General features: G+C 61.0%; 21 protein-coding genes. 12 read left to right on the top strand and 9 right to left on the bottom strand.

Features of this window, described 5'->3' with window-relative positions; all coding sequences use genetic code 11:
• The first annotated feature begins 133 nt into the window (after positions 1 to 133).
• The 7 genes from rho (at position 134) to OVA07_RS04805 (ending at position 6,934) form a co-directional block, all read left to right on the top strand.
• On the top strand, positions 134 to 1,390 hold the full coding sequence (rho, locus tag OVA07_RS04835) for a transcription termination factor Rho (protein WP_268170339.1): 1,257 nt from the start codon (positions 134 to 136) through the stop codon (positions 1,388 to 1,390).
• A 67-nt stretch (positions 1,391 to 1,457) separates the two neighbouring features.
• Entirely contained in the window at positions 1,458 to 4,019 is a 2,562-nt protein-coding gene (locus tag OVA07_RS04830) for a helicase-related protein (RefSeq protein WP_268170338.1), read from the top strand.
• Positions 4,020 to 4,036: 17 nt separating this feature from the next.
• Entirely contained in the window at positions 4,037 to 4,327 is a 291-nt protein-coding gene (locus OVA07_RS04825; protein ID WP_268170337.1) for an RNA-binding S4 domain-containing protein, read from the top strand.
• 14 nt (positions 4,328 to 4,341) lie between these two features.
• Positions 4,342 to 4,680: a ferredoxin FdxA gene (gene fdxA, locus OVA07_RS04820; RefSeq protein WP_268170336.1), complete on the top strand. Its 339-nt coding sequence runs from the start codon at positions 4,342 to 4,344 to the stop codon at positions 4,678 to 4,680.
• A 336-nt stretch (positions 4,681 to 5,016) separates the two neighbouring features.
• Positions 5,017 to 5,541 carry a CarD family transcriptional regulator gene (locus OVA07_RS04815; RefSeq protein ID WP_268170335.1) on the top strand — a complete coding sequence of 175 codons (525 nt, stop codon included), beginning with the start codon at positions 5,017 to 5,019 and terminating at the stop codon, positions 5,539 to 5,541.
• A 170-nt stretch (positions 5,542 to 5,711) separates the two neighbouring features.
• Complete coding sequence (locus OVA07_RS04810) at positions 5,712 to 6,506, top strand: head GIN domain-containing protein (protein ID WP_268170334.1); 795 nt, start codon at positions 5,712 to 5,714, stop codon at positions 6,504 to 6,506.
• Positions 6,507 to 6,586: 80 nt separating this feature from the next.
• A complete protein-coding gene (locus tag OVA07_RS04805; RefSeq protein WP_268170333.1) occupies positions 6,587 to 6,934 on the top strand; it encodes a hypothetical protein in 348 nt (115 codons plus the stop codon).
• Here OVA07_RS04805 and OVA07_RS04800 read toward each other — a convergent pair whose 3' ends face one another.
• Positions 6,935 to 7,882: an L-threonylcarbamoyladenylate synthase gene (locus OVA07_RS04800; protein WP_268170332.1), complete on the bottom strand. Its 948-nt coding sequence runs from the start codon at positions 7,880 to 7,882 to the stop codon at positions 6,935 to 6,937.
• A gap of 64 nt (positions 7,883 to 7,946) precedes the next feature.
• On the opposite strand from OVA07_RS04800, the gene OVA07_RS04795 reads away from it, so the two are divergent.
• Positions 7,947 to 9,665, top strand: coding sequence for an acyl-CoA dehydrogenase (locus OVA07_RS04795; protein WP_268170331.1), 1,719 nt, complete (start codon positions 7,947 to 7,949; stop codon positions 9,663 to 9,665).
• Between the two features lie 9 nt (positions 9,666 to 9,674).
• A complete protein-coding gene (locus OVA07_RS04790; RefSeq protein ID WP_268170330.1) occupies positions 9,675 to 10,493 on the top strand; it encodes a DUF815 domain-containing protein in 819 nt (272 codons plus the stop codon).
• 141 nt (positions 10,494 to 10,634) lie between these two features.
• Here the strand turns inward: OVA07_RS04790 and OVA07_RS04785 are convergent, their stop codons facing one another.
• Positions 10,635 to 12,095 (bottom strand): PQQ-dependent sugar dehydrogenase, encoded by a 1,461-nt coding sequence (locus tag OVA07_RS04785; protein WP_268170329.1) that lies wholly within the window; start codon positions 12,093 to 12,095, stop codon positions 10,635 to 10,637.
• Positions 12,096 to 12,196: 101 nt separating this feature from the next.
• Here OVA07_RS04785 and OVA07_RS04780 point away from each other — a divergent pair, with 101 nt between their 5' ends.
• Positions 12,197 to 12,679 (top strand): GAF domain-containing protein, encoded by a 483-nt coding sequence (locus OVA07_RS04780; protein WP_268172602.1) that lies wholly within the window; start codon positions 12,197 to 12,199, stop codon positions 12,677 to 12,679.
• Between the two features lie 125 nt (positions 12,680 to 12,804).
• Complete coding sequence (locus OVA07_RS04775; RefSeq protein WP_268170328.1) at positions 12,805 to 13,524, top strand: glycine zipper 2TM domain-containing protein; 720 nt, start codon at positions 12,805 to 12,807, stop codon at positions 13,522 to 13,524.
• A 123-nt stretch (positions 13,525 to 13,647) separates the two neighbouring features.
• Here the strand turns inward: OVA07_RS04775 and OVA07_RS04770 are convergent, their stop codons facing one another.
• The 7 genes from OVA07_RS04770 to OVA07_RS04740 all read right to left on the bottom strand — a co-directional run bounded on the left by OVA07_RS04770 (position 13,648) and on the right by OVA07_RS04740 (position 20,950).
• Positions 13,648 to 14,802 carry an acyl-CoA dehydrogenase family protein gene (locus OVA07_RS04770; protein WP_268170327.1) on the bottom strand — a complete coding sequence of 385 codons (1,155 nt, stop codon included), beginning with the start codon at positions 14,800 to 14,802 and terminating at the stop codon, positions 13,648 to 13,650.
• A 149-nt stretch (positions 14,803 to 14,951) separates the two neighbouring features.
• Complete coding sequence (locus OVA07_RS04765) at positions 14,952 to 15,866, bottom strand: ParB/RepB/Spo0J family partition protein (RefSeq protein ID WP_268172601.1); 915 nt, start codon at positions 15,864 to 15,866, stop codon at positions 14,952 to 14,954.
• 38 nt (positions 15,867 to 15,904) lie between these two features.
• Positions 15,905 to 16,681: a ParA family protein gene (locus OVA07_RS04760; protein WP_268170326.1), complete on the bottom strand. Its 777-nt coding sequence runs from the start codon at positions 16,679 to 16,681 to the stop codon at positions 15,905 to 15,907.
• Positions 16,678 to 17,358, bottom strand: coding sequence for a 16S rRNA (guanine(527)-N(7))-methyltransferase RsmG (rsmG, locus tag OVA07_RS04755; protein ID WP_268170325.1), 681 nt, complete (start codon positions 17,356 to 17,358; stop codon positions 16,678 to 16,680). The genes OVA07_RS04760 and rsmG overlap by 4 nt, the downstream gene beginning before the upstream one ends.
• Entirely contained in the window at positions 17,355 to 19,214 is a 1,860-nt protein-coding gene (mnmG, locus tag OVA07_RS04750; protein ID WP_268170324.1) for a tRNA uridine-5-carboxymethylaminomethyl(34) synthesis enzyme MnmG, read from the bottom strand. Before mnmG ends, rsmG begins: the two co-directional genes overlap by 4 nt.
• A gap of 147 nt (positions 19,215 to 19,361) precedes the next feature.
• The gene (gene mnmE / locus OVA07_RS04745; RefSeq protein ID WP_268170323.1) at positions 19,362 to 20,660 is read right to left on the bottom strand and encodes a tRNA uridine-5-carboxymethylaminomethyl(34) synthesis GTPase MnmE; all 1,299 of its coding nucleotides are present in this window, start codon (positions 20,658 to 20,660) and stop codon (positions 19,362 to 19,364) included.
• Positions 20,661 to 20,692: 32 nt separating this feature from the next.
• Positions 20,693 to 20,950, bottom strand: a complete 258-nt coding sequence (locus OVA07_RS04740) for a DUF6489 family protein (protein ID WP_268170322.1) — start codon at positions 20,948 to 20,950, stop codon at positions 20,693 to 20,695.
• A 113-nt stretch (positions 20,951 to 21,063) separates the two neighbouring features.
• On the opposite strand from OVA07_RS04740, the gene OVA07_RS04735 reads away from it, so the two are divergent.
• A complete protein-coding gene (locus tag OVA07_RS04735) occupies positions 21,064 to 21,762 on the top strand; it encodes a dienelactone hydrolase family protein (protein WP_268170321.1) in 699 nt (232 codons plus the stop codon).
• Positions 21,763 to 21,811 lie beyond the last annotated feature (49 nt).

The following is a 21,811-nucleotide window of genomic DNA, read 5'->3' as shown; positions in this document are numbered from 1 at the left end:
AAGCACGGGCGCGGGAATATCCCCGCAGCCGACCGGACATAGCTGCAGCGCATGAGTGCTGCGCGACCTTCGCTTTCTCCAAGCCCTTCAAGGCGTTCCGGCTATCCCAGCATTCCCATTGGAATCCAGTTACATGCACCTGAAAGACCTTAAAAAGACCCCACCTGCCGAGCTGGTCCAGATGGCCGAAGAGCTTGAAGTGGAAGGCGCCAGCACCCTGCGCCGTCAGGATCTGATGTTCGCGATCCTGAAGGAAATGGCCGAAGATGGCGAGGAAATCCTCGGAATCGGCACGATCGAAGTGTTGCCCGATGGCTTCGGTTTTCTGCGCAGCCCTGAAGCGAACTACCTTGCCGGGCCGGACGACATTTACGTTTCGCCCAACCAGGTCCGCAAATGGGGACTGCGCACCGGTGACACGGTGGAAGGCGAAGTGCGCGCCCCCAAGGATGGCGAACGCTATTTCGCAATCACGCGGCTCATCAAGGTCAACTTTGACGATCCTGAAGCGGTGCGCCACCGCGTCAACTTCGACAACCTGACCCCGCTTTATCCGAACGAACGTCTGACGCTCGACACGCTGGACCCTACGGTCAAGGACAAGTCAGCCCGCGTGATCGATCTGGTCAGCCCGCAGGGCAAGGGCCAGCGCGCACTGATCGTCGCGCCGCCGCGGACCGGTAAAACCGTGCTGCTGCAGAACATGGCCAAGGCCATCACCGACAATCACCCCGAAGTGTTTCTGATCGTCCTGCTGGTCGATGAACGCCCGGAAGAAGTCACCGACATGCAGCGCAGCGTGAAGGGCGAGGTTATTTCCTCGACCTTTGACGAACCTGCCACGCGCCATGTCCAGGTTGCCGAAATGGTGATCGAAAAGGCCAAGCGTCTGGTCGAGCACAAGCGCGATGTGGTGATCCTGCTGGATTCTATCACCCGTCTTGGCCGTGCCTACAACACCGTGGTCCCGTCCTCGGGCAAGGTGCTGACCGGCGGTGTCGACGCCAACGCCCTGCAGCGGCCCAAGCGCTTCTTCGGTGCCGCTCGCAACATCGAGGAAGGCGGTTCGCTGTCTATCATCGCCACCGCGCTGATCGATACCGGCAGCCGCATGGACGAAGTGATCTTTGAAGAATTCAAGGGCACCGGCAACTCGGAAATCGTGCTGGACCGCAAGGTCGCCGACAAGCGCATCTTCCCTGCGCTGGATGTGGGCAAGAGCGGCACCCGCAAGGAAGAGCTACTGGTTCCCAAGGATCAGCTTTCGAAGATGTGGGTGCTGCGCCGCATCCTGATGCAGATGGGCACGGTCGACGCCATGGAATTCCTGCTCGACAAGATGAAGGATTCGAAGACCAACGAAGACTTCTTTGCCACGATGAACCAATAAAGTTCTGTCAGCAGACGAGGATCGAGGGCGGGGATAAATTCTCCGCCCTTTCTTGTTTCCGGGCGCGATGCCCGCCACATTCCTGGCCATGGCCCATCGCTTGCCCGCCCAGCCTCGCAAGAACAGCCACAGCGGTGTGGTCAAAGCGGTGCTTGGCCCGACGAATACGGGCAAGACCCATCTGGCGATCGAAAGGCTGTGCGCCCATTCATCTGGTGCCATCGGTTTTCCGCTGCGCCTGCTGGCGCGCGAGGTTTATGACCGGGTTTGCGCAATCAAAGGGCCTGAACGGGTTGCGCTGATTACCGGTGAGGAACGGATCGAGCCGAAGGATGCACGTTGGCTGCTGTGCACCGCCGAAGCCATGCCTTCGCGCCCGGACCTTGCCTTTGTCGCGCTGGATGAAGCTCAGCTTTCCGCCGACCCCGAACGCGGCCACATCTTTACCGACCGTCTGCTGCACACGCGCGGGCGTGAGGAAACGATGTTGCTGGGGTCGTCCACGTTGGAGCCGATGATCCGTGCGCTGGTGCCGGAAGCCGAGATCGTTACCCGCCCGCGCTTTTCCACCCTCACTCATGTCGGTGCGAAAAAGCTATCCCGTATTCCGCCACGTAGCGCGATTGTCGCGTTCAGTGCCGAGCAGGTCTATGTCATGGCTGAAATGCTGCGCCGTTTCCGAGGTGGCGCAGCCGTGGTCATGGGCGCCCTTTCGCCGCAGACGCGCAATGCCCAGGTTGCGATGTATCAGGCGGGTGAAGTGGACTATCTGGTCGCTACCGATGCCGTGGGCATGGGCCTGAATCTTGATGTCCACCATGTCGCATTTGCAGGCCTCTCCAAATATGACGGTCATCGTCAACGCCGCCTGACCACGGCGGAAATGGCGCAGATTGCAGGGCGTGCAGGCCGGCATCAGCGTGATGGCACATTTGGCACGCTGGCAGGCATGGGCGGAAATGACCCGGAATTTACGCCCGAAGAAATCTACGCCATCGAGGAGCACCGTTTCCAACCCATCACCAGGTTGTTCTGGCGCGAGGCAGAGCCACGGTTCGACAGCCTTGGCACTTTGATCGACGATCTGGAAAGCCTGCCCCCCAGTCCCGAACTGGCTACACCGCCACAGAGCATTGATCTGGCGATCTTGAAACATCTGGCAGAAGATCCCGAAACTGCCGCAAGTGTGCGCGGCGCGCGGTCGGTTCAACGCTTTTGGGAGGTGTGCCGGCTGCCCGATTTCCGGCAGCAAGGTTCCGAAACGCATAGCCGCTTTGTTGCTCGGCTGTGGCAGGATCTACGTCATGGCTATCTGGGCGCGGACTATGTGGCGCAGGCCATTGCCCAGCTTGATAATCCATCAGGTGACATCGACACCTTGCAGGGTCGCATTTCGGCGATCCGGTCATGGGCCTATATCGCGCAGCGGCCCGATTGGGTGCTGGCCAAGGATGAGATGTCTGCCCGCGCCCGCGCGGTCGAGGCGCGGCTTTCGGATGCGCTGCATGCCCGGTTGACCGAACGCTTCGTCAATCGCCGGACGACAGTCTTAATGCGCAAAGCAGGGGCCGATGCTGGCTTGTTGCCGGTCCGGGTGGCTGATGAAGGCGCGGTGCTGGTGGATGATGAACCCATCGGTCATTTGGAAGGATTCCGGTTTGTGGTCGACCCGTTGGCACGGGCGGCAGATCGCAAGCTTTTGCTGGCTGCAGCTGAACGTCATCTGCCCGGCCTGCTGGCCAGTCGCGCTGCCGCGCTTGTGACGGCGGCGAGCAAGGCTGATGGCATCACTTTTGAAGATACCACGCTGATATGGCAGGGCATTGTCGTCGCGCAGCTTGAACGCGGCCGTCGCTTGCTGGAGCCGCGACTGCGCCCTGATCCTGCGCTCGACCGACTTGCCCCACAAGACAAGGTTCGCGTGATAGCTGCGCTGGAACAATGGATCGAAGTTCATCGCACTGTGCATCTTGCTGCGTTGCTGACTCTGGATGCCGCCAGTCGTGATCCTGTATCCGGGCCGGACTTGCGCGCACTTTTGCTACATCTTGTTGAAGCCGGTGGCGTGCTGCCGCGCGATAGCTGTGCGGTGGAGCGGCTTGATACTGTCCAGCGCGCCCGGTTGAAGCAACTGGGCGTACGTATTGGTGGGTTGGACCTGTTTGCCCCCGCAGCCTTGCGCCCTTCCGCCATGCTTGCCTGGCACCGGCTTGCAGGGCTGTGGTGCCAGCCTGCACCGCTTCCGCCCGAAACTATGCAGCCTGTGGTTCACAACAAGCTGGCTCCAGCGGGATATCGCAGGCTTGGCGCGGAATCACTGCGGGTTGATCTGGCAGACAAGCTTTTGCAGGCGGCCCATCGCACGCGCCTTGGTGCGCGCAGTCGCCGGGTGTTTCTTGATCCGGGACTGGCCCGGTCGATGAATCTTTCGACCGCGGCCTATTCGGCGCTGCTGCGCATGGGCGGCTTTCGTGTTCATATGGGCCGGGCTTTGCCAGACAATTGCTATGGTCCGCCTGCTCCGCCCTTGTGGGAATGGCGACCGCACCGGACGGAGGTTCAGCGCGACGAGCGACCAAGGCAGGTGTCAGGAGTTTTTGCGGCGCTGGCCGAACTGGTCGCGCGATAGGGAAGGAGAGCCAGACCTTGCGCATAGACAAGCTGCTGTGGTTTCTTCGTTTTTCGTCCTCGCGCGGGTTGGCGCAGGATTGGGTCGCCGATGGTCACATCCGGCTCAACGGACGGCGGATCGAACGATGCAGCGCCGATGTGAAATGCGGCGATGTGCTGGTCCTGCCTCTGCCCAATCGGGTCAAGGTGATCGAGCTTCTGACACTTCCTGCACGGCGCGGACCTGCAGTAGAAGCGCAAGGCTGTTATCGGGTGCTTGACGATGCGGGGGCAACGCCTCTAGCACGGCCTCAAATAGATACCTGAGGGATCAAATCGCCATGACCTATGTCGTCACCGACGCCTGCATCCGCTGCAAATTCATGGACTGCGTTGAAGTATGTCCGGTCGATTGCTTCTATGAAGGCGAAAACATGCTGGTAATCAATCCCAGCGAATGCATCGACTGCGGCGTGTGCGAACCGGAATGCCCAGCTGAAGCGATTCTGCCCGATACCGAATCCGGCCTTGAACAGTGGCTGGAACTGAACGCCAAGTATTCGGCTGAATGGCCGAATCTGACCGCCAAGAAGGACGCGCCTGCCGATGCGGACGAGCACAAGGGCGAAGAAGGCAAGTTCGACAAGTACTTCTCGGCCGAACCCGGCGAAGGCGATTGATTTCAGCGGCTTGGGCGCGGGGTTTTCAGCGCGCCTGGTCCTGCCCTGACACCTGAAAGGTGCGGCCTGTTGCCCCTATTGTAGGGGCAGCAAACGATTTCCGTTGCGCTGCAACCGTTCGGGGCTGGTAATTTTATTGCCGAAGTGTTATAAGCCCCGCCAAGCGCCGGTGGGTTCATGCCTGTCCGGCGTCTTTTCACCACGAAAAGGCAGGACAAAAAAGCAAACGGATCGCTGGGCCTCGCAAGACCGCCTGTCAGGCGGCCATTTGCCAATTCTCCCCGAAAGGCCCCCTGTTCCTGTTCGCCGGTTCTGCCCGCGTCGAAAGGATTACCAATGGCAGTCAAGGCTCTCGCCTTCGATGTTGGGGACTACGTAGTTTATCCGAAGCATGGTGTCGGCCGGGTGGTCGAACTTCAGGACGAAGAAATTGCTGGCATGAAGCTGCAGCTTTACGTGCTGCGCTTTGAAAAGGAACGCATGACGCTGCGCGTTCCGGTGAACAAGGTTGAAGCCATCGGCATGCGCAAGCTGTCGTCTGACAAGACTCTGCGTGAAGCGCTCGATACGCTGAAGGGCAAGCCCAAGGTCAAACGCACCATGTGGTCGCGCCGGGCCCAGGAATACGAAGCGAAGATCAATTCGGGCGATCTGGTTTCCATCGCAGAAGTCACGCGCGATCTGTTCCGCGCTGACGATCAGCCGGAACAGTCCTATTCGGAACGCCAGATCTTCGAAGCGGCTTCGTCACGCCTTGCCCGCGAACTCGCGGCGATGGAAAAGACGGACGAACCGGCTGCTCTGAAGAAGATCCTTGCGATCCTCAATGAACACGCGCCGAAGTATTACGAGACGGCCTGATCCGTTCTCGCGCTTTGACGCAGGCAAAAGGGCCTCCGGAAAACCGGGGGCCTTTTTCGTTTTGCCGATAGGACGGTTCTCCGACCAACGCGCTTTCGTATTCCACGAACGACTTGGCCTGAATCGTATCACCGTGTTATAACGGCAATACAGTCAAGAGAGAGTTCGTCATGCTGCATTCCTTCCTTCGTGCACCCCTTGTTCGGGCGCTGGCCGGTGTGGCCGTGCTGGGCCTCGCCACCGCGCTGGGCGGTTGCGACGGTGCTGACGTGTCGTTCAATGGCAAGAAGGGCGTGCCGTTGTCCGAACTGGACATGACCGGCCCTGCCCCGACCATGGTTACGCTGCTTGGCCCTGATAATGTGCGCATCGTGCGCGGTGACAAGCTGGCGATCACCGTGGATGGTGACGGTGCGAACAAGCTGCGCTTTGCCCTTTCCGAAGGGCAATTGGGCATTGCGCGGGAAGATTGGAAGCTGGGTTCGAACGAACGCACCGCCACGATCAACGTGACCCTGCCGGTTTTGAGTGAGATCGTGCTGGCTGGCTCGGGCAATCTGACGGCTGACCAGATGGGCGGCAATGAAGCCAAGATCGTTGTGGCCGGATCGGGTCTGGTCGAAGCCCGCGCCATTGACGCGCCCAAGCTGAATGTCGACGTTCTGGGGTCTGGTAAGCTACGTGCAGCGGGCAAGGCCAAGGACCTGAAGATGACCGTGGCCGGCAGCGGTGATGCCGAAATGGACGGGCTGACGGCGGACAATGTGAAGATCGACGTAGCCGGGTCGGGCAATGCCCGCTTTGCTTCGAACGGCAACGTCAATGCCAATATCATGGGATCGGGCGAAGTGCGCGTGTTTGGCCGCGCCACATGCAAGGTCAGCTCGGTTGGATCGGGCAAGCTGGTTTGCGAAAACGGCGTCACGCCGGAAGACAACAGCAGCGAGGCGGCGGACGAACAATAAGGTGGATTGATCCGCTGCGAACCGAATCGTCCTTGCCAAGGCATTCAGCCCATGGGATTTTCTGGAAAGGGAGATCCCGCATGAATCTGCGCTATCTTGGGCTGCTTGCCATATTGCCATTGCTGCCAGGTTGCGTCGCGAAAAGCGCGTTTGATCTTGCCACGGCTCCGGTGCGGGTCGGCGCGCGGGCAGTGAATACCACGGCTGATGCCTATGATCGGGTGACAGTCAGCGATTCGGAGCGGGATCAGAAGCGGGGACGCGAAATCCGCCAGCGTGAAGAACGCTATGGCCGTCTTTCTCGCGATTATGACAAGGCCAGCCGGGATTGCCGCAAGGGTTATGACGATGCCTGTGACGATGCGCGGCGTATTTATCGCGACATGGACATGATGCGCGCTTCGGTCCCTTACGAAGTCGACCGATAATCAGGCAGCGGCCCGGCGCAACCGGTCGTTGATGGCAGTGCCAATGCCGTGATCCGGAATAGGTGCTACGGCGATCAGGGCTTTCGGTGCAGCAGCAGCCAGATGCAGGCAGGCATACAGCCGCGCTGCCGCTTCGGCCAGATCCCCGCCGGAGGACAGGGAAACGTCGCCCATAATCGGACCAAAGCCAATCAGGTATTCGCCTTCGCCCGCTGCCTCCGCGTTCAGGCGGACAGGCTTTCCCGGCGCGTAATGGCTGGCAAGCTGGCCGGGAGCTTCGATTTTGACCGACATTACCGCATTGCTGGCACCGCCCAGCACGTCGGCAATTTCGTGTTCGGTAATCGGACCGGGGCGCAATATGGCCCATGAACCGTCGTTGCGCAGGCCAACGATGGTGGATTCGATGCCGCGCTGCGTTTCGCCGCCATCGAGAATCAGGTCTACCCGGTCGCCCAGCGACGCGGCGACATGCGCTGCGCTGGTCGGGCTGACCCCGCCGCTGCGATTCGCGGACGGCGCCGCTAGTGGTAATCCACAGGTTTTCAACAGGGCTTGCATTACGTCATGGGCGGGGCAGCGCAGGGCCACGGTGGGCAGGCCCGCGCTGACCGCAGCGGCCAGCGCTACGCCTTCGCGCCGGGGCAGGACCATGGTCAGCGCGCCGGGCCAGAATGCAGCGGCCAGCGCATTTGTGCGGGCGTCGAACACGGCCAAAGCCTGCGCTGCCGTAGCGTCGGGCACATGCACGATCAGCGGGTTGAAATCGGGCCGTCCTTTGGCACGATAGATGCCGGCCACCGCCGCATCGTCATCGGCACGGGCGGCAAGGCCATAGACGGTTTCTGTAGGCACAGCGACGGTGCCGCCCCGCATGATAACCGCAGCAGCGGCAGCGATACCTTTATCGTCAGGCAGATGCACCTTTGAAGGCTTTGTCCGGTCCATGGGCTTTCGCTATAGGGAGCGCGCAGGCTCGCGCAAGCGGGTCGCGCCACAGGAGAGGACGACGATGACCTTCACCCCGCCGACAGCCGACCAGATCCTTGCCATCAAGGTCAGCGCCGGGATTGACGAAATTGCTGCGCATGATCGTTTTGCCGCTGCCACGCCCGATCTGGTGGAAGCCATTGTCGAAGGCATCGGGGCATTTGCCGCGGGCGAATGGGCGCCACTGCACCGCGCAGGCGATCAGGTAGGGGCAAAGTGCGCCGATGGCACTGTCACCCTGCCTGCTGGTTATGTCGAAGCGTACAAGGCGTTTGTAGAACAAGGCTGGGGGTCGATTACCGGGCCAGAAGCCTTTGGCGGACAAGGTCTGCCCTTTACGTTGGCGACGGCGGTTCTGGAAACACTGGGCGCGGCCAATATGGGCTTCACCCTGCTGCCGATCTTGACCGTTGGCGCGATCGAGGCACTGGACCATCATGGCAGTGCAGACCAGAAGGCGTTTTACCTGCCCAAGCTGATTAGCGGTGAATGGTCTGGCACGATGAACCTGACCGAACCGCAGGCTGGGTCTGACGTGGGCGCGCTGCGCAGCACTGCGACGCCGATTACCGAAGGGCCGCACGCGGGCAAGTATCGCATTGTGGGCACCAAGATATTTATCACCTTTGGCGAACACGAAGCGGCAGAGAATATCATCCACCTTGTGCTGGCGCGCACCCCCGGCGCGCCCGAAGGGTCACGCGGGATTTCGCTGTTCATCGTGCCGAAGTTCCACGTGGAACACGATGGTAGCCTTGGCGCACGCAACGATGTTCGCTGCGTTTCCATCGAACACAAGCTGGGCATTCATGCATCGCCCACTTGCGTCATGTCGTATGGCGACAACGGCGAATGCATTGGCGAGATCGTGGGCCATGAAAATGGCGGGTTGCGCGCAATGTTCACGATGATGAATTCTGCGCGCATCAATGTCGGTAGCCAAGGCGTGCAGATTGCCGAACGCGCGTTTCAGCAGGCGCGCGGCTATGCCCGTGACCGTATTCAGGCTGCACGTGCGGGATCGCCCAGCAAGGCTTCGGTGGCGATTGTCGAACACCCTGACGTGCGCCGCATGCTGATGCGGATGCGTGCCTTGACCGAAGGCGCGCGGGCGCTGCTGTATTACACTGCCGGTCAGGTTGATCGCGGTGCGCTGGGTGATGAGGCCGCGCAGAAGCGGGCTGAAACGCTGGTGCCGATGCTGAAGGCCTGGGGCACCGATATTGGCTGCGAAGTGGCCGATCTTGGCGTGCAGGTGCACGGCGGCATGGGCTTTATCGAGGAAACCGGCGCGGCGCAGCACCTGCGGGATGCCCGCATCGCCCCGATCTATGAAGGCACCAACGGCATTCAAGCCGCCGACCTAGTGACGCGAAAGCTGGGGTATGATGGCGGTGCAGTGCTGCAGGGCCTGATGACGCAGATTGCCGCCGAGATGGAGGATGTGCCGGAAGTGGCGGCACTGGCCAAGGACGCTGCTGCCATCGGCCAGTGGATGAGCACGACCGCTTCGCTGGATGACAAGCTGGCAGGGTCTGTTCCCTTCACCACGATGTGCGCGGTGGCGGTGGCAGGGTGGCAGCTTGGCCGTCAGTCGCGTGCGTCTGACCTTGCCGCCAAGATTGCGGTGACCAAGTTCTTCAACCGCGTGATCGTGCCCGAAGCGCGCGGGCTGGGATCGTCGGCCATGGCAGGGGCGGCGCTGCTCTATGATCTCGACACGGAAACGCTGGCCGGATAACCGGGCGGCATGACCACCGAAATTCTGCTCGCCCGTATTGCGCAAGCGCTGGAAAGCCTTGTCCCGTCGCGAGCCGATGCGGCGGACTGGCTGTCCTTTCCCGCCTATGTATGGGATGGCAAGGCTGCCCGTGGGATTGACCGGCTCGAGGCGCCCTCGCTTGATCTGATGCAGGGCATCGATAAGCAGAAGGTGGCGGTGGTTGAAAACGTCGCGCGGCTTTCGCGCGGAGCGGCAGCACATGATATGCTGTTGTGGGGATCGCGCGGCATGGGCAAATCAGCCTTGTTGCGCGCCGCCACGCTGGCCGCCCAAGATGCCCTGCCCGGTTCCATCGCACTGGTTCAGGCCGGGCCTGATGCGGGGCTGGCGGATCTGTTCAGCACCCTGCGCAGGATCGACCGGCGCTTTTTGGTTTTCCTTGACGATCTGGGTTTTGATGCCGGCGATTCCGGCGGTGCGCGCAAGCTGCGGTCATGGCTGGAAGGAGGGGTGGAAGCGCGCCCGGCCAATGTGCGCCTTGCGGTAACGTCAAACCGCCGCGCCATTGTGGAACGTCACGCATCGGAACAGGACGATCCGATCAACCCGCGCGACGTCGTGGATGACAGGCTGGCGCTGGCTGATCGCTTTGGCCTCAGCCTTGGCTTCCACAACTGTTCGCAGGATGATTACCTTGCGATCATCGCAGGGTATGCCACCCATTATACCCTGCCCTTTGACGAAGGCGATGCGCTGGAATGGTCAAAGCGGCGTGGTGGGCGTTCGGGCCGCGTGGCCTGGCAGTACGTCAACGAACTGGCAGGTCGAGCCGGCCGGGCGCTCTAAGCGGAGTTAACCCTGCCCCATTAAACTGAATGGCCCGCCTTTGATGTCGGGTCCTTCCTCACGCTCAGGATGAACTTCAGGCTATGCCTGAAGTCGAGACACGCGGTGCTGCGCCAAGTGTCTCGACAGGAGCAATCCGGTTCAGTTCCCCGGCTGGTTCAGCGATGAATCTGCATTGGGCTTCATAATCAGTTTGCCGGTCATCTTTGGTTGCGGTGGCGCGGTGCGCTTGGGCAGAGGCTTGATTTCTGCCGCAGGCGCAGCGCCCGGTGCCATGACTCGCCAGATTACCCCGCCCGTATCGTCGCTGACCAGCAGCGCGCCGTCTTTGGCAAAGGCGACCCATGTTGGTCGGCCATGCGCGCGTTCGTCGGCGGTGAGGAACCCGGTCAGCACAGGCACGGGCGGTTCTGGCAGGACATTGCCCATGGCGTCAAAGCCGATGAACACCACGTCATATCCAGCCAGCGGGCGGCGATTCCATGATCCGTGCCGTGCAACGAAAGCGCCCTGCTGGAACTTTGTACCCATGCGGTTTCCAGCTTTTGCAAAGGTCAGACCCAGCGGAGCGACGTGCGCGCCAAGGGCGTATTCCGGCTTGCGCACGTAATCCAGCATGTATTCGGGCATGGGTTCCTTCACCCGCCAGTCGAGGTTCCTTTTCCAATAGACCCACGGCCAGCCATAGTTGGAACCGAACGGCACATTGGTCAGGTAATCGGGCACAAGGTCCGATCCCAGCATGTCGCGTTCATTTACCACGGTCCACAGTTCTTCGCTGTGGGGGTTGAAATCCAGCCCGTTGGGATTGCGCAGTCCGCCTGAAATTTCGCGGCTGGTCTTCTTGGCGAAGTTGTAGGCATGAATGGCCGCACGGCCACGTTCAGCCGCAATCCCCCCTTCGGCAATGTTCGATGCGGACCCAACGGTGACAAATAGTTCGCTACCATCCGGGCTGACGATCAGGTTGCGCGCCCAATGGTTGCCTCCACCCGGTAGATCCATCAGCTTTTCCGGCTTGCCGGTCAGTGTGGTCTGTCCCAGCGCATAGGGAAAAGACAGGACGGCATTATGGTTTGCTACCAGCAGATGTCCATCATGGAATGCCATGCCGAACGGTGAGTTCAGTGCCGGGTTTTCCAGCGTGAAGCGTTGTTCCGCCTTGCCATCGCCATCACCGTCGCGCAGCAGAACCAGCGTGTTGGGCGATGGCCCGCCTGCCCCCACCTTGCGGAACAGATAGCCCATGACCGCGCCGGTAAGGCCGCCTCCTTCACGTGGCGGCGAATTGGTCTGCGCCACCAGCACGTCACCATTGGGCAGAGTAAACACGGTGCGCGGATGGTCCAGCTTGTCGGCAAAACGGCTGACCTGAAGGCCCTGTGCCGCCACTGGCGCTTCACCGTCCTGCCAGCCAATCGGATCGGCCGTGCGCACGGTGGGAATGGTCTGTTCGTCTGGGTCGGCTAGTTTGGGCCGCGGCCCGGTGGTTTCCTGCAGCGGAAATTGGGCTGCGGGGCCACGTACTGCCCAGGCGACATAAGCGCCAATCAGTACGGCAATCGCGACCAGCGCGATCAGGATTTTCTTGAAAATGTTCATGGCACCAAATCTATTCTGCACCGTTGCCAAGGGCAATGCTGCAAATTTGGCGGAAGTTGCGCCGCGCGACTTTGGCGAGAAGTTGCGATATGACCATCGGCATGTTCACGTTTGCCCCCACCCACGGCCAGCCTAAAGCCGAACTTCTTGCCGATCTGGTCGAATCCGCTCGCGCGCTGATTGATGGAGAGCCGGACGGCATTGCCAATATGGCCAATGTTGCTGCGCTGATCTGGCAGTTTCTGCCCGATCTGAACTGGGCCGGATTCTATCGCATGGTTGATGACGAACTGGTGCTTGGCCCGTTCATAGGGAAGCCTGCCTGCATCCGCATCGCACTGGGCAAGGGTGTATGTGGTACGGCCGCCGCCAGCGGGCAGACGCAACTGGTGCCCGATGTTCACGCCTTTCCCGGCCACATTGCCTGCGATGCGGAAAGCCGGTCGGAACTGGTCGTGCCGGTGATTCGCGATGGTGCTGTAATCGCCGTGATCGATCTCGACAGCCCCAGCCCTGCCCGGTTTGATGATGAAGACGCCCGCGGGATCGAGGCTTTGGCGCGCGCTGTGGCCAATCGCATCTGATTCCTGCCCCGATTCGGGACAGCACGGACTCTCCGCCCTTGCAAACCTTGGTTTCCTGCGGGGTCTGATGGTAAGTTTGCGGTTAATAACGGCGCTGTCCTGCGCCGTCCCCTGGGGGATACCGCATGATGCTTCGTAAGCTCACACTCGCTGCTCTGGCCTTTTCCGTCACCGCCGCACCGGCATTGGCCGGTGACCGCCACCCTGATCGCCATCCGGCGCAAGGATATGGCAGCTATGGCCAAGGCCCGGTTTACTATCCGCCGATGGTCGGCGCGCCTTGGCCGACTACGGTAATGGTTCAGCCGGTTGAGGGGCAACCGGGCTATGCACCTCAAGGCTATCCTCAGGCCTACCCGCAAGCCTACCCTCAGGCCGATCCACGTTGGAATGAAATGAACGAGCGTTGCCGCAAGGTCTATGGCGACAAAGGCGTCGGCGGCACGCTGTTGGGCGGCGTGGTCGGTGGTGTTGTCGGCAACCGGGTGGCGGGCAAGGGTGACCGCGTGCTTGGCACGGTTGCAGGGGCCGCAGTGGGCGCAATTGCGGGTAACATGATTGATAAGGGCGAAGACAAGGGCCTGCGCCGCGAATGTGATGATTATTTCGCTTCGGCACAGCAGGGGGGATATGGCCAGCCCGGTTATGGGCCGGGTGGCTACGCGCCTTATGGCTATGTGATGGTTCCGGTGATGGTACCGTCGCAAAAGCCCTGTGTGGAAACCACGGTCGTCACGGAAAAGTGGGTGGATGAACCTGCCCGCCGCCGTGTGGCCCCTGCCCCGCGGCGTGCGCCTGTGGTCAAGGAAAAGCGGGTTAAGGAAAAGCGCGTTTACACCGGCTGACGCGCCGCTTCTTCTTTTCCCTCGCTGGCGTGGGGCAACACCTCCATCTGTTCCACGTGAAACGGCCCGCTTTCCCTCCCCGGAAAGCGGGCCGTAGCCTTTCAACCAGCAGTCAAAACGTGATTAGAGTTTGCGGCCGATGAGTTCCTTCATGATTTCATTGGTGCCGCCAAAGATGCGAGTCACGCGCGCGCCGCGCCAAGCACGGGCAATCGCATATTCGTTCATATACCCAGCGCCACCGTGCAGTTGCAGACACTTGTCCATCACTTCCCACTGCAGTTCGGTGTGCCACAGCTTCGCCGCTGCGCCTTCTTCCGGGGTCAGTTCTTTTTTCAGGTGGCGTGCCAGCGCCCAGTCAAGATGCGCCCAGCCCACCTGCAGCTTGGCCTTGATGTCGGCGAGCACGAAGCGGGTGTTCTGGAAATCGAGGATCGGCTTGCCGAAAGCCTTACGCTCGCGGGTAAATTCCACGGTATCGTCAAAGGCCTTCTGCGCTGAAGCCTGCGCACCCACGGCAATCGAAAGGCGTTCCTGCGGCAGTTCGCTCATCAGATAGATGAAGCCCTTGCCCTCTTCGCCAAGGCAATTGGTGATGGGAACGCGCACGTCTTCGAAGAACAGCTCTGATGTGTCGGCTTCGTCCTGGCCGATCTTGTCGAGGTTCCGACCTCGCTTGAAACCTTCGCGGTCAGCCTCGACCAGCACGATCGATACACCCTTCCAAGCTGGCTGAATGTCGGTGTCGGTCTTGGCGCAGACAAGGATCAGGTCGGCGTTCTGGCCATTGGTGATATAGGTTTTCGACCCGTTGATGACGTAGTGGTTGCCATCCTTCTTGGCCGTGGTGCGCATACCCTGAAGGTCGGACCCGGTGCCAGGTTCGGTCATGGCGATGGCAGTGACCACTTCGCCCGACACCATCTTGGGCAACCACTTCTTCTTCTGCTCTTCCGAGCCATAGGAGACGAGGTAGTTGGCGACGATATCGGACTGGAGCGAAAAGCCAGTGGCGACGCGACCGTAATAGCTACTCTCTTCATCGACGATGGCGTTGTAGCCGAAGTCGAGGCCCAGCCCGCCGTATTCTTCGGGAACGGTCGGGCACAGCATGCCCAGTTCGCCAGCCTTGGGCCAGATTTCCTTGGGCACGATGCCAGCTTCACCCCATTCATTGGCGTGAGGGGCAATCTCATCGATCAGAAAGCGACGCACGCTCTGGCGAAAGGCTTCGTGATCTTCGTTATAGGCTGAGCGCGAAATCGCATCGAGCGACATGGCTATTCTCTCCGGTTCTGGTTCGTTGCGCACAGCCTATGCGCGACGCCACCCTCCGGTCAACGAGAATTTAATCGACTAATTAATTCCCTTTCGGGCATGCCTCACTGCAGCATGACGTCAAAGAAAAGTTTATATTTTACAAATCCCTAGAATTCACCGCCGGTTAGCCGCTGGCAGATCAGATCAAGCTGATCGAGGTTCTTGTAGCGAATCGTTACCGCTCCGGTGGTGGGATCGACATCGGGCGTGATCGCTACTTTCAGGCCAAGGAAGTCTTCAAGGTGCTGCTGAATCGCCGCAAGATCTGCTGCGCCGACCGCATCCTTGCCAGCCCGTGCCTGCCGACGATTGCCCCCGCCGTCAGGACGGATCGCACGGCGCGCCAGCTTTTCGGTGTCACGCACCGACAGCCCTTTGGTGGCGATGTCCTGTGCCAGAACCGTGGGTTCGGGCACATTTATCAGCGCGCGGGCGTGGCCCATCGAGATTTCATCGCGCGCGACCATGTCCAGCACGCCATCCGGCAGGCCCAAAAGGCGCATCATGTTGGCAACATGGCTGCGCGATTTGTCGACGAACTTGGCGATTTCCTGCTGGGTCAGGCCTTCGGTATCGGCAAGCCGCTGATAGGCGCGGGCTTCTTCGACCGGATTTAGGTCCTGGCGTTGCAGGTTTTCGATCAGCGCCAGCGCAGACACTTCGCGTTCATCCAGCTTGCGGACGATGGCGGGAATTTCATGGACTTGCGCTCTTTGCGCAGCACGCCAGCGGCGTTCACCCGCGACCAGCTGATAGCGCCCTGCCCCTAGCGGACGGACGATTACAGGCTGAATCACACCACGCGCGGCAATGGATTGCGCGAGCTCTTCCAGTGCATCTTCATCGAAATGGCGGCGCGGCTGTTCGGGATGCGGTTCAATCGAGGCAACTGACAGCAGCGCCAGACCCCCATCGCGCGCCTCGCCGGTGATGGCGTCAGGGCCGGAAACAGAAACCCGCGCAATCGGTTCTTCGCGCCGCACTTCGCCCATCAGCGCGCCAAGACCACGGCCAAGACCCATCCGCCGCGCTGGCGCCTTTACGCTACCCTCTTCGCCGCTCACGCCGCTTTCCTCCGTTCGGGCAGGCGGCCAATCAGCTCACGCGCCAGCTTCATATAAGCCTGCGATCCGGGGCAGGCATGGTCATAGATTAGCGCCGGAAGCCCATGGCTGGGTGCTTCTGACAGGCGCACATTGCGCGGAATCACGGCGTCGAACACCAGATCGCGCAGGCAGGATCGCACGTCTTCGGCCACCTGATCGGTCAGGCGGTTGCGGCGGTCGAACATGGTCAGGACAATACCTAGAATGCCAAGGTCAGGATTGAACCGTTCCTGCACCCGTTCCACTGTCTGCAAAAGCTGGCTCAACCCTTCGAGCGCGAAGAATTCGCACTGTAGCGGGACAAGAATAGTGTCCGCCGCCGTCAGCGCATTCAGCGTGAGCAGGCCTAGCGAGGGCGGGCAATCGATCAGGCAGATGTCGTGACCGGCATCGGTGTTGAGCACTTTTCGCAGGCGATGGGTGCGATCTTCGACGCTGACCAGTTCCACTTCCGCACCTGACAGATCGACCGTGGCCGGGACGATGTCGAGGTTCGGAATGCGCGTAGGGATGACGCAATCTGCCAGCGGTGTCTGATCGATCAGCAGGTCATAAGATGATCGTTCGCGCTCTCCGGCTGAAATGCCGATGCCAGTGGAACAGTTGCCCTGCGGATCGAGGTCGACCAACAAGGATTTCCAGCCTGTGGCGGCAAGCGCGGTGGCGATGTTGATTGCGGTGGTGGTCTTGCCCACCCCGCCCTTCTGGTTTGCGACGGCGATCGTAATCATTTCCGCTTACCTTTTCGGGCCTGGTTTTTCTGAGCAGGGGCGCTTCCGCTAAGCAGGCGACCAACGATTATTCCCGCATCAGGATCGGTCAGCGATTGTTCCACGTGGAACATGTGGCACCATGATTCGGGAAGCATTTGCAATTCATGCGGTGCCCCGGCCCCTTTGGGCAACAGCCAGAGCGTGTCGGGTGTGGAAAAGCGGGCGGAAAGAGTTACCAACTTGTCCAGTGGCGCAAATGCGCGTGCCGAGATAACGGCGTGGGGAGTGCTGGGCAGGTCTTCCACGCGGGACAGCACCACATCGACATTCACAAGGTCAAGCGCATCGGCGGCACGTTGTAGCCATTCTGTGCGCAGACGGCGCGAATCGACCAACGTGACAGGCCGTTCCGGCTGAAGTGCGGCTACGACAAGGCCGGGAAAGCCTGCGCCCGTGCCTAGATCAATCCACGGGCCATCCGGTAATGTTCCACGTGAAACATGAAGGAGTTGCGCAGAATCAACAATATGGCGAACCCAGACATGCGGTAGCGTGCCGCGCGCGACGAGGTTCTGTTTTTCATTCTCTTCCAGCAGCAACGCAACCAGATGGGACAGGCGGTCCATGCCTGCTGCATCAATGTCCAGGTCATCGCATAGCCAGTCCTGCGCTTCGACTTCGGTGGAAAGCGTCATGCGGCAATCCCGTTGTTGGCGCGGCGGCGGGCGTGAACCAGCAGGCTAGCGAGCGCGGCAGGGGTGATTCCGGCAATGCGTCCAGCGGCAGCCAGCGTTTCAGGCTGGGCCCTTTCGAGCCGTTCTACCATTTCACGTGAAAGGCCCGGAACGTCTGCAAAAGGAAACCTTTCGCCCAGCATCACCGCATCGGATGCACGAAGATCACGAAGTTCGGAATCCTGTCGAACAAGATAGGGGGCGTATGCGGCGTCTTCCTCAACCTCTTCCACCAGCAGCGGATCGAACGCTTCATCGCCTATCCATGGGCGCAGCGTTTCGAGTGTGACTTCGGGGAAGCGCAGCCATTCCATCAGTGTGCGGCGCGTGCCATCGGCGCGTACCAGCATTCCCGCGCGATTGAGTTCGGTCGGTGTTGCTTCCTGCGCCAGTGCATTTTCGAGCCGTTCACGTGCGGTCAGGCGCTGTTCGAACCATTGGCGACGCTCAACGCCGATGCAGCCCACAGCGAGACCCAATGGCGTCAGCCGTGACGTGGCATTGTTGGCGCGCAGGCGCAGGCGGTACTCAGCCCGCGCGGTGAGCATGCGGTAGGGTTCACTGACGCCATGCAAAGTCAGGTCATCGACCATCACCGCCATATAGCTGTTGGCCCGGTCAAGTTCGGGGGCATCCCGGCCCAGCACGGCGGCAGCGGCGTACATCCCGGCGATCAACCCTTGCGCAGCCGCCTCTTCATAGCCGGTGGTGCCGTTGATCTGGCCTGCGCAATACAGGCCGGGCATGGCCTTTATCTCAAGGCTGCGGCGCAGCGCACGCGGATCGATATGGTCGTATTCCACAGCGTAACCGGGCACAGTTATGACTGCGTTTTCAAGGCCTTCCATGGAACGAATCATCGCGATCTGAACATCGGTGGGCAGCGAAGTGGAAATGCCGTTGGGATAGACGGTCGATTCATCCAACCCTTCGGGTTCAAGAAAAACCTGATGCCCGTCGCGATCGCCGAAGCGGTGAATCTTGTCCTCGATCGAAGGGCAATAGCGCGGCCCTTGCGCGCCGATGGCGCCGCTGAACAGCGGTGAGCGATCCAACCCGCCGCGAATGATTTCATGCGTGCGTTCATTGGTGCGGGCGATGGCGCAGAACACTTGCGGCAGCGGACGCGCTTTGGTGAGCGGCGACATGTTCCAGGGATCGGCATCGCTGGGCTGTTCGGGCAGCTTTGCCCAATCAATGGTGCGACCGTCGATGCGCGGCGGCGTGCCAGTCTTGAGCCGCGCCATCGGCAAATTGGCTGCGCGCAACTGCTGCGCAAGGCGATGGGCGGAGTCTTCGCCAATGCGTCCGCCGTCCATACGCTCTTCCCCACGGAACAAGCGTCCACCAAGGAAGGTGCCAGTACACAGGACCACGGCCTGACCGGCAAGTGCAGTGCCATCAGCCAGATCAATGCCGACCACCCTGCCCCCTTCGATACGCAGTGCAGCGGCTTCGCCACCGACGACATGGAGGTTGGGCTGTGCTGCGATCATCTGCTGGATGGCCGCCTTGAAACGCTTGCGATCAGCCTGAACGCGCGGTCCCTGCACTGCGCTGCCCTTTGACCGGTTGAGCATACGATAGTGAATGGCACCCGCATCGGCAGCGCGGGCGATCAGCCCATCAAAAGCATCGACTTCGCGAACGAGGTGGCCTTTGCCCAATCCGCCGATAGCCGGGTTGCAGCTCATCGCGCCGATGGTCGCGGGATCGAATGAGACGAGCGCGGTGCGCGCGCCCATGCGCGCGGCGACAGCCGCAGCCTCGACGCCGGCATGTCCGCCGCCGACCACGATGATATCGAACTGGTGCATGGCGTGTGCGATACGCGAGTTGGAGATTCGGGTCAAAGTTTGGTTTGCGCTGTTTCACGTGGAACAGCGGTTGAATCTGAAGAGCAGGAAGTAGGGGCTTCACCCAGACAGGTCAGTTGTCGTGTTTCACGTGAAACACGACACCATTCACTTGCCGATACAGAAGCGACCGAACAGGGTGTCAAGCATGTCTTCGGTACTCGTGCGGCCAACCAGCGCGTCGAGCGCGCGGCGGGCAAGGCGCAGGTTTTCGGCGGCGAGAAGTGGGTCTTGTTCGATTTGGGCGAGGCGAAGAGAATCTGCTACGTTGGATAGCAGCCTATGCTGGCGCTGGTTAAGGGCCGCGTCACCGGGCGCTGGCAGAGCGTCGCGTGCGTGGGCGATCAGTGCCCTGCGCAGGTCTGCCATGCCTTGGCCGGTCTGCGCGGAAAGATGATGCGCTGCCGATGATTTGTGTGATGCAGCCGGATCGTCCGCGCGTGCGGAAACTTCCCATAGCGGGCGGTCTTGCGGTCCCTCCCCTTCCGGGCCGAGCCAGAGGATCAGGTCGGCGCGTTCTGCAGCCGCGCGGGCGCGGGCAATGCCGATGCGTTCGATTTCGCCTGCACCTTCGTTGCGCAGGCCTGCGGTGTCGACAAAGGTGAAGGGTACGCCTTCGATGGCAACTGCATGGGTGAGGACATCGCGTGTGGTGCCAGGCTCAGCCGCGGTGATGGCGGCTTCGGTTTCGACCAGCGCATTGAACAGCGTGGATTTTCCGGCGTTGGGTGGACCTGCCAAAACGACGCGGAAGCCTTCTTTCAATGGTTCGGCACGCGGGCGAAGCAGCCACTTGTCCAAGCTGATGACAAGCGTGGTGCAGGTCGGGTTGAAGTCGGCGGGCAGGTGCGACTCCCCTTCCTCCACATCGTCTTCATCTGAAAAATCGAGCGCGGCTTCGATTGCGGCGGAAAGCGAGAGCAAGGCGTTGCGCCAGTGATCGACCTGACGCGACAACGCGCCTTCTGCCATGGCAAGCGCGGCGCGGCGTTGCAGTTCGGTTTCTGCTGATAGCAGATCGGCCAGACCCTCGGCTTCGGCCAGATCTATGCGGCCATTGGCGAAGGCGCGGCGCGTGAACTCCCCCGGTTGGGCACGGCGCAAGCCGGGTAAGCGGGCCAGCGCGGCTTCGACAGCGGCGACCACGGCGCGGCCGCCGTGCAGGTGCAATTCGGCGCTGTCTTCGCCCGTGGCCGTACCCGGTCCCGGCAGCCATAAGACCATGGTACGATCAAGGTGGGTACCGTCAGCCGGATCGGCCAAAGTGGCGAGGCTGGCGCGGCGCGGCGTGGGAAGCTTTCCGGCCATTACAGTAAGCGCGGCGGCGGCATCTGGTCCGCTGATGCGGATAACGGCGATACCGGCAGGAGGCTGGCCGGAGGACAGGGCAAAGATCGTGTCAGTCACGCAGGTTGCCCTACACGATCAGGCGCGGTTCGTCAGGCCTTTGGCTTTTTGCTGCCACCCATGCCGGCCATCGCACCTTGTTCCATGAAGTTCTGGAACAGCTTCAGGCCGATTTCACCCATCGGGGCAATCTGCTTGGCAAAGCCCTGCAATTGATCGAGGCTGGTAACCCCCTGCATGGCCTTGGCGATGTTGTCGACATAGACGTCGTTCGCCTTTGACACATCGGGCAGGCCCAGGAAGCGTCGGGCTTCTTCCGGGGTGCAATCAACTTCCATAGTTACTTTCATGGGTTTATCCTTCCCCGCTGGATGACGAGAGTGTCATGCGTGCTTGGCAAAGTCCATGGGTGGGGCCAACATGGCTTTCGACCAACGATCACAAATGACAGGACAAACTTGCGATGGGTGAGCAGATCACTTTTGCCGCGCTGGATGGCGAAGGCGAAATTCCGGGATTTCTGGCCACGCCAGATGGGCCAATCCGCGCCGCGATCATCGTGGTGCCCGAAATCTTCGGGGTGAACCCCGGCATTCGCCACAAGTGCAAGGCGTGGGCCGATCTGGGATATATGGCGCTGGCGCCCGACATCTTCTGGCGGTTCGCGGCGGGCGTGCAGCTTGATTCGGATGTGCCCGAACAGTTTCAGGAAGCGCTGGGATATTTCGGACAATATGACCCGGACAAGGGCGTGAAGGATATCGAAGCGGCAATCAGGTTCCTGCGCGGGTATGAAGGTATCGCCAAGGTGGGGTTGGTAGGTTTCTGTCTGGGCGGGCGAATGGCCTATATGGCGGCGACGCGGACAGATGTAGACGCAAGCGTCGGATATTATGGCGTGATGATCGACCAGATGCTGAATGAAGCGCACGCCATAGCCAACCCATTGATGCTGCATATTCCGACGGCGGACCACTTTGTTGGGCCAGAAGCGCAAGCGGCGATTCATGCCGCGCTAGATCCACATCCCAAGGTGACGCTGTTCGATTACGATGGGCTGGACCATGGCTTTGCCGCCGAGATGGGCAGCCGCCGGGATGAGCAGGGCGCAGCGCTGGCAGACCGGCGGACGCGGGACTTTTTTGCGCAGAATCTGGGTTGAAACGAGGCAGGTTGCGCCGGATCAATGCTGGCGTGCCCCGCCCTGCCCC

It is taken from the genome of Novosphingobium sp. SL115 (assembly GCF_026672515.1).
GTDB lineage: Bacteria > Pseudomonadota > Alphaproteobacteria > Sphingomonadales > Sphingomonadaceae > Novosphingobium.
This window is presented reverse-complemented; position numbering and strand designations above follow the sequence as displayed.

Bases quoted from the DNA above. Each gene is read 5' to 3' on its own strand.
- rho (WP_268170339.1), top strand. From the start codon at position 134: ATGCACCTGAAAGACCTTAAAAAGACCCCACCTGCCGAGCTGGTCCAG.
- OVA07_RS04760 (WP_268170326.1), bottom strand. From the start codon at position 16,681: ATGATTACGATCGCCGTCGCAAACCAGAAGGGCGGGGTGGGCAAGACC.
- OVA07_RS04785 (WP_268170329.1), bottom strand. From the start codon at position 12,095: ATGAACATTTTCAAGAAAATCCTGATCGCGCTGGTCGCGATTGCCGTA.
- OVA07_RS04735 (WP_268170321.1), top strand. From the start codon at position 21,064: ATGGGTGAGCAGATCACTTTTGCCGCGCTGGATGGCGAAGGCGAAATT.
- OVA07_RS04770 (WP_268170327.1), bottom strand. From the start codon at position 14,802: ATGTCGCTCGATGCGATTTCGCGCTCAGCCTATAACGAAGATCACGAA.
- fdxA (WP_268170336.1), top strand. From the start codon at position 4,342: ATGACCTATGTCGTCACCGACGCCTGCATCCGCTGCAAATTCATGGAC.
- OVA07_RS04795 (WP_268170331.1), top strand. From the start codon at position 7,947: ATGACCTTCACCCCGCCGACAGCCGACCAGATCCTTGCCATCAAGGTC.
- OVA07_RS04800 (WP_268170332.1), bottom strand. From the start codon at position 7,882: ATGGACCGGACAAAGCCTTCAAAGGTGCATCTGCCTGACGATAAAGGT.
- OVA07_RS04810 (WP_268170334.1), top strand. From the start codon at position 5,712: ATGCTGCATTCCTTCCTTCGTGCACCCCTTGTTCGGGCGCTGGCCGGT.
- OVA07_RS04740 (WP_268170322.1), bottom strand. From the start codon at position 20,950: ATGAAAGTAACTATGGAAGTTGATTGCACCCCGGAAGAAGCCCGACGC.
- OVA07_RS04815 (WP_268170335.1), top strand. From the start codon at position 5,017: ATGGCAGTCAAGGCTCTCGCCTTCGATGTTGGGGACTACGTAGTTTAT.
- rsmG (WP_268170325.1), bottom strand. From the start codon at position 17,358: ATGACGCTTTCCACCGAAGTCGAAGCGCAGGACTGGCTATGCGATGAC.
- OVA07_RS04805 (WP_268170333.1), top strand. From the start codon at position 6,587: ATGAATCTGCGCTATCTTGGGCTGCTTGCCATATTGCCATTGCTGCCA.
- OVA07_RS04780 (WP_268172602.1), top strand. From the start codon at position 12,197: ATGTTCACGTTTGCCCCCACCCACGGCCAGCCTAAAGCCGAACTTCTT.
- OVA07_RS04830 (WP_268170338.1), top strand. From the start codon at position 1,458: ATGCCCGCCACATTCCTGGCCATGGCCCATCGCTTGCCCGCCCAGCCT.
- mnmG (WP_268170324.1), bottom strand. From the start codon at position 19,214: ATGCACCAGTTCGATATCATCGTGGTCGGCGGCGGACATGCCGGCGTC.
- OVA07_RS04765 (WP_268172601.1), bottom strand. From the start codon at position 15,866: ATGGGTCTTGGCCGTGGTCTTGGCGCGCTGATGGGCGAAGTGCGGCGC.
- OVA07_RS04775 (WP_268170328.1), top strand. From the start codon at position 12,805: ATGATGCTTCGTAAGCTCACACTCGCTGCTCTGGCCTTTTCCGTCACC.
- OVA07_RS04790 (WP_268170330.1), top strand. From the start codon at position 9,675: ATGACCACCGAAATTCTGCTCGCCCGTATTGCGCAAGCGCTGGAAAGC.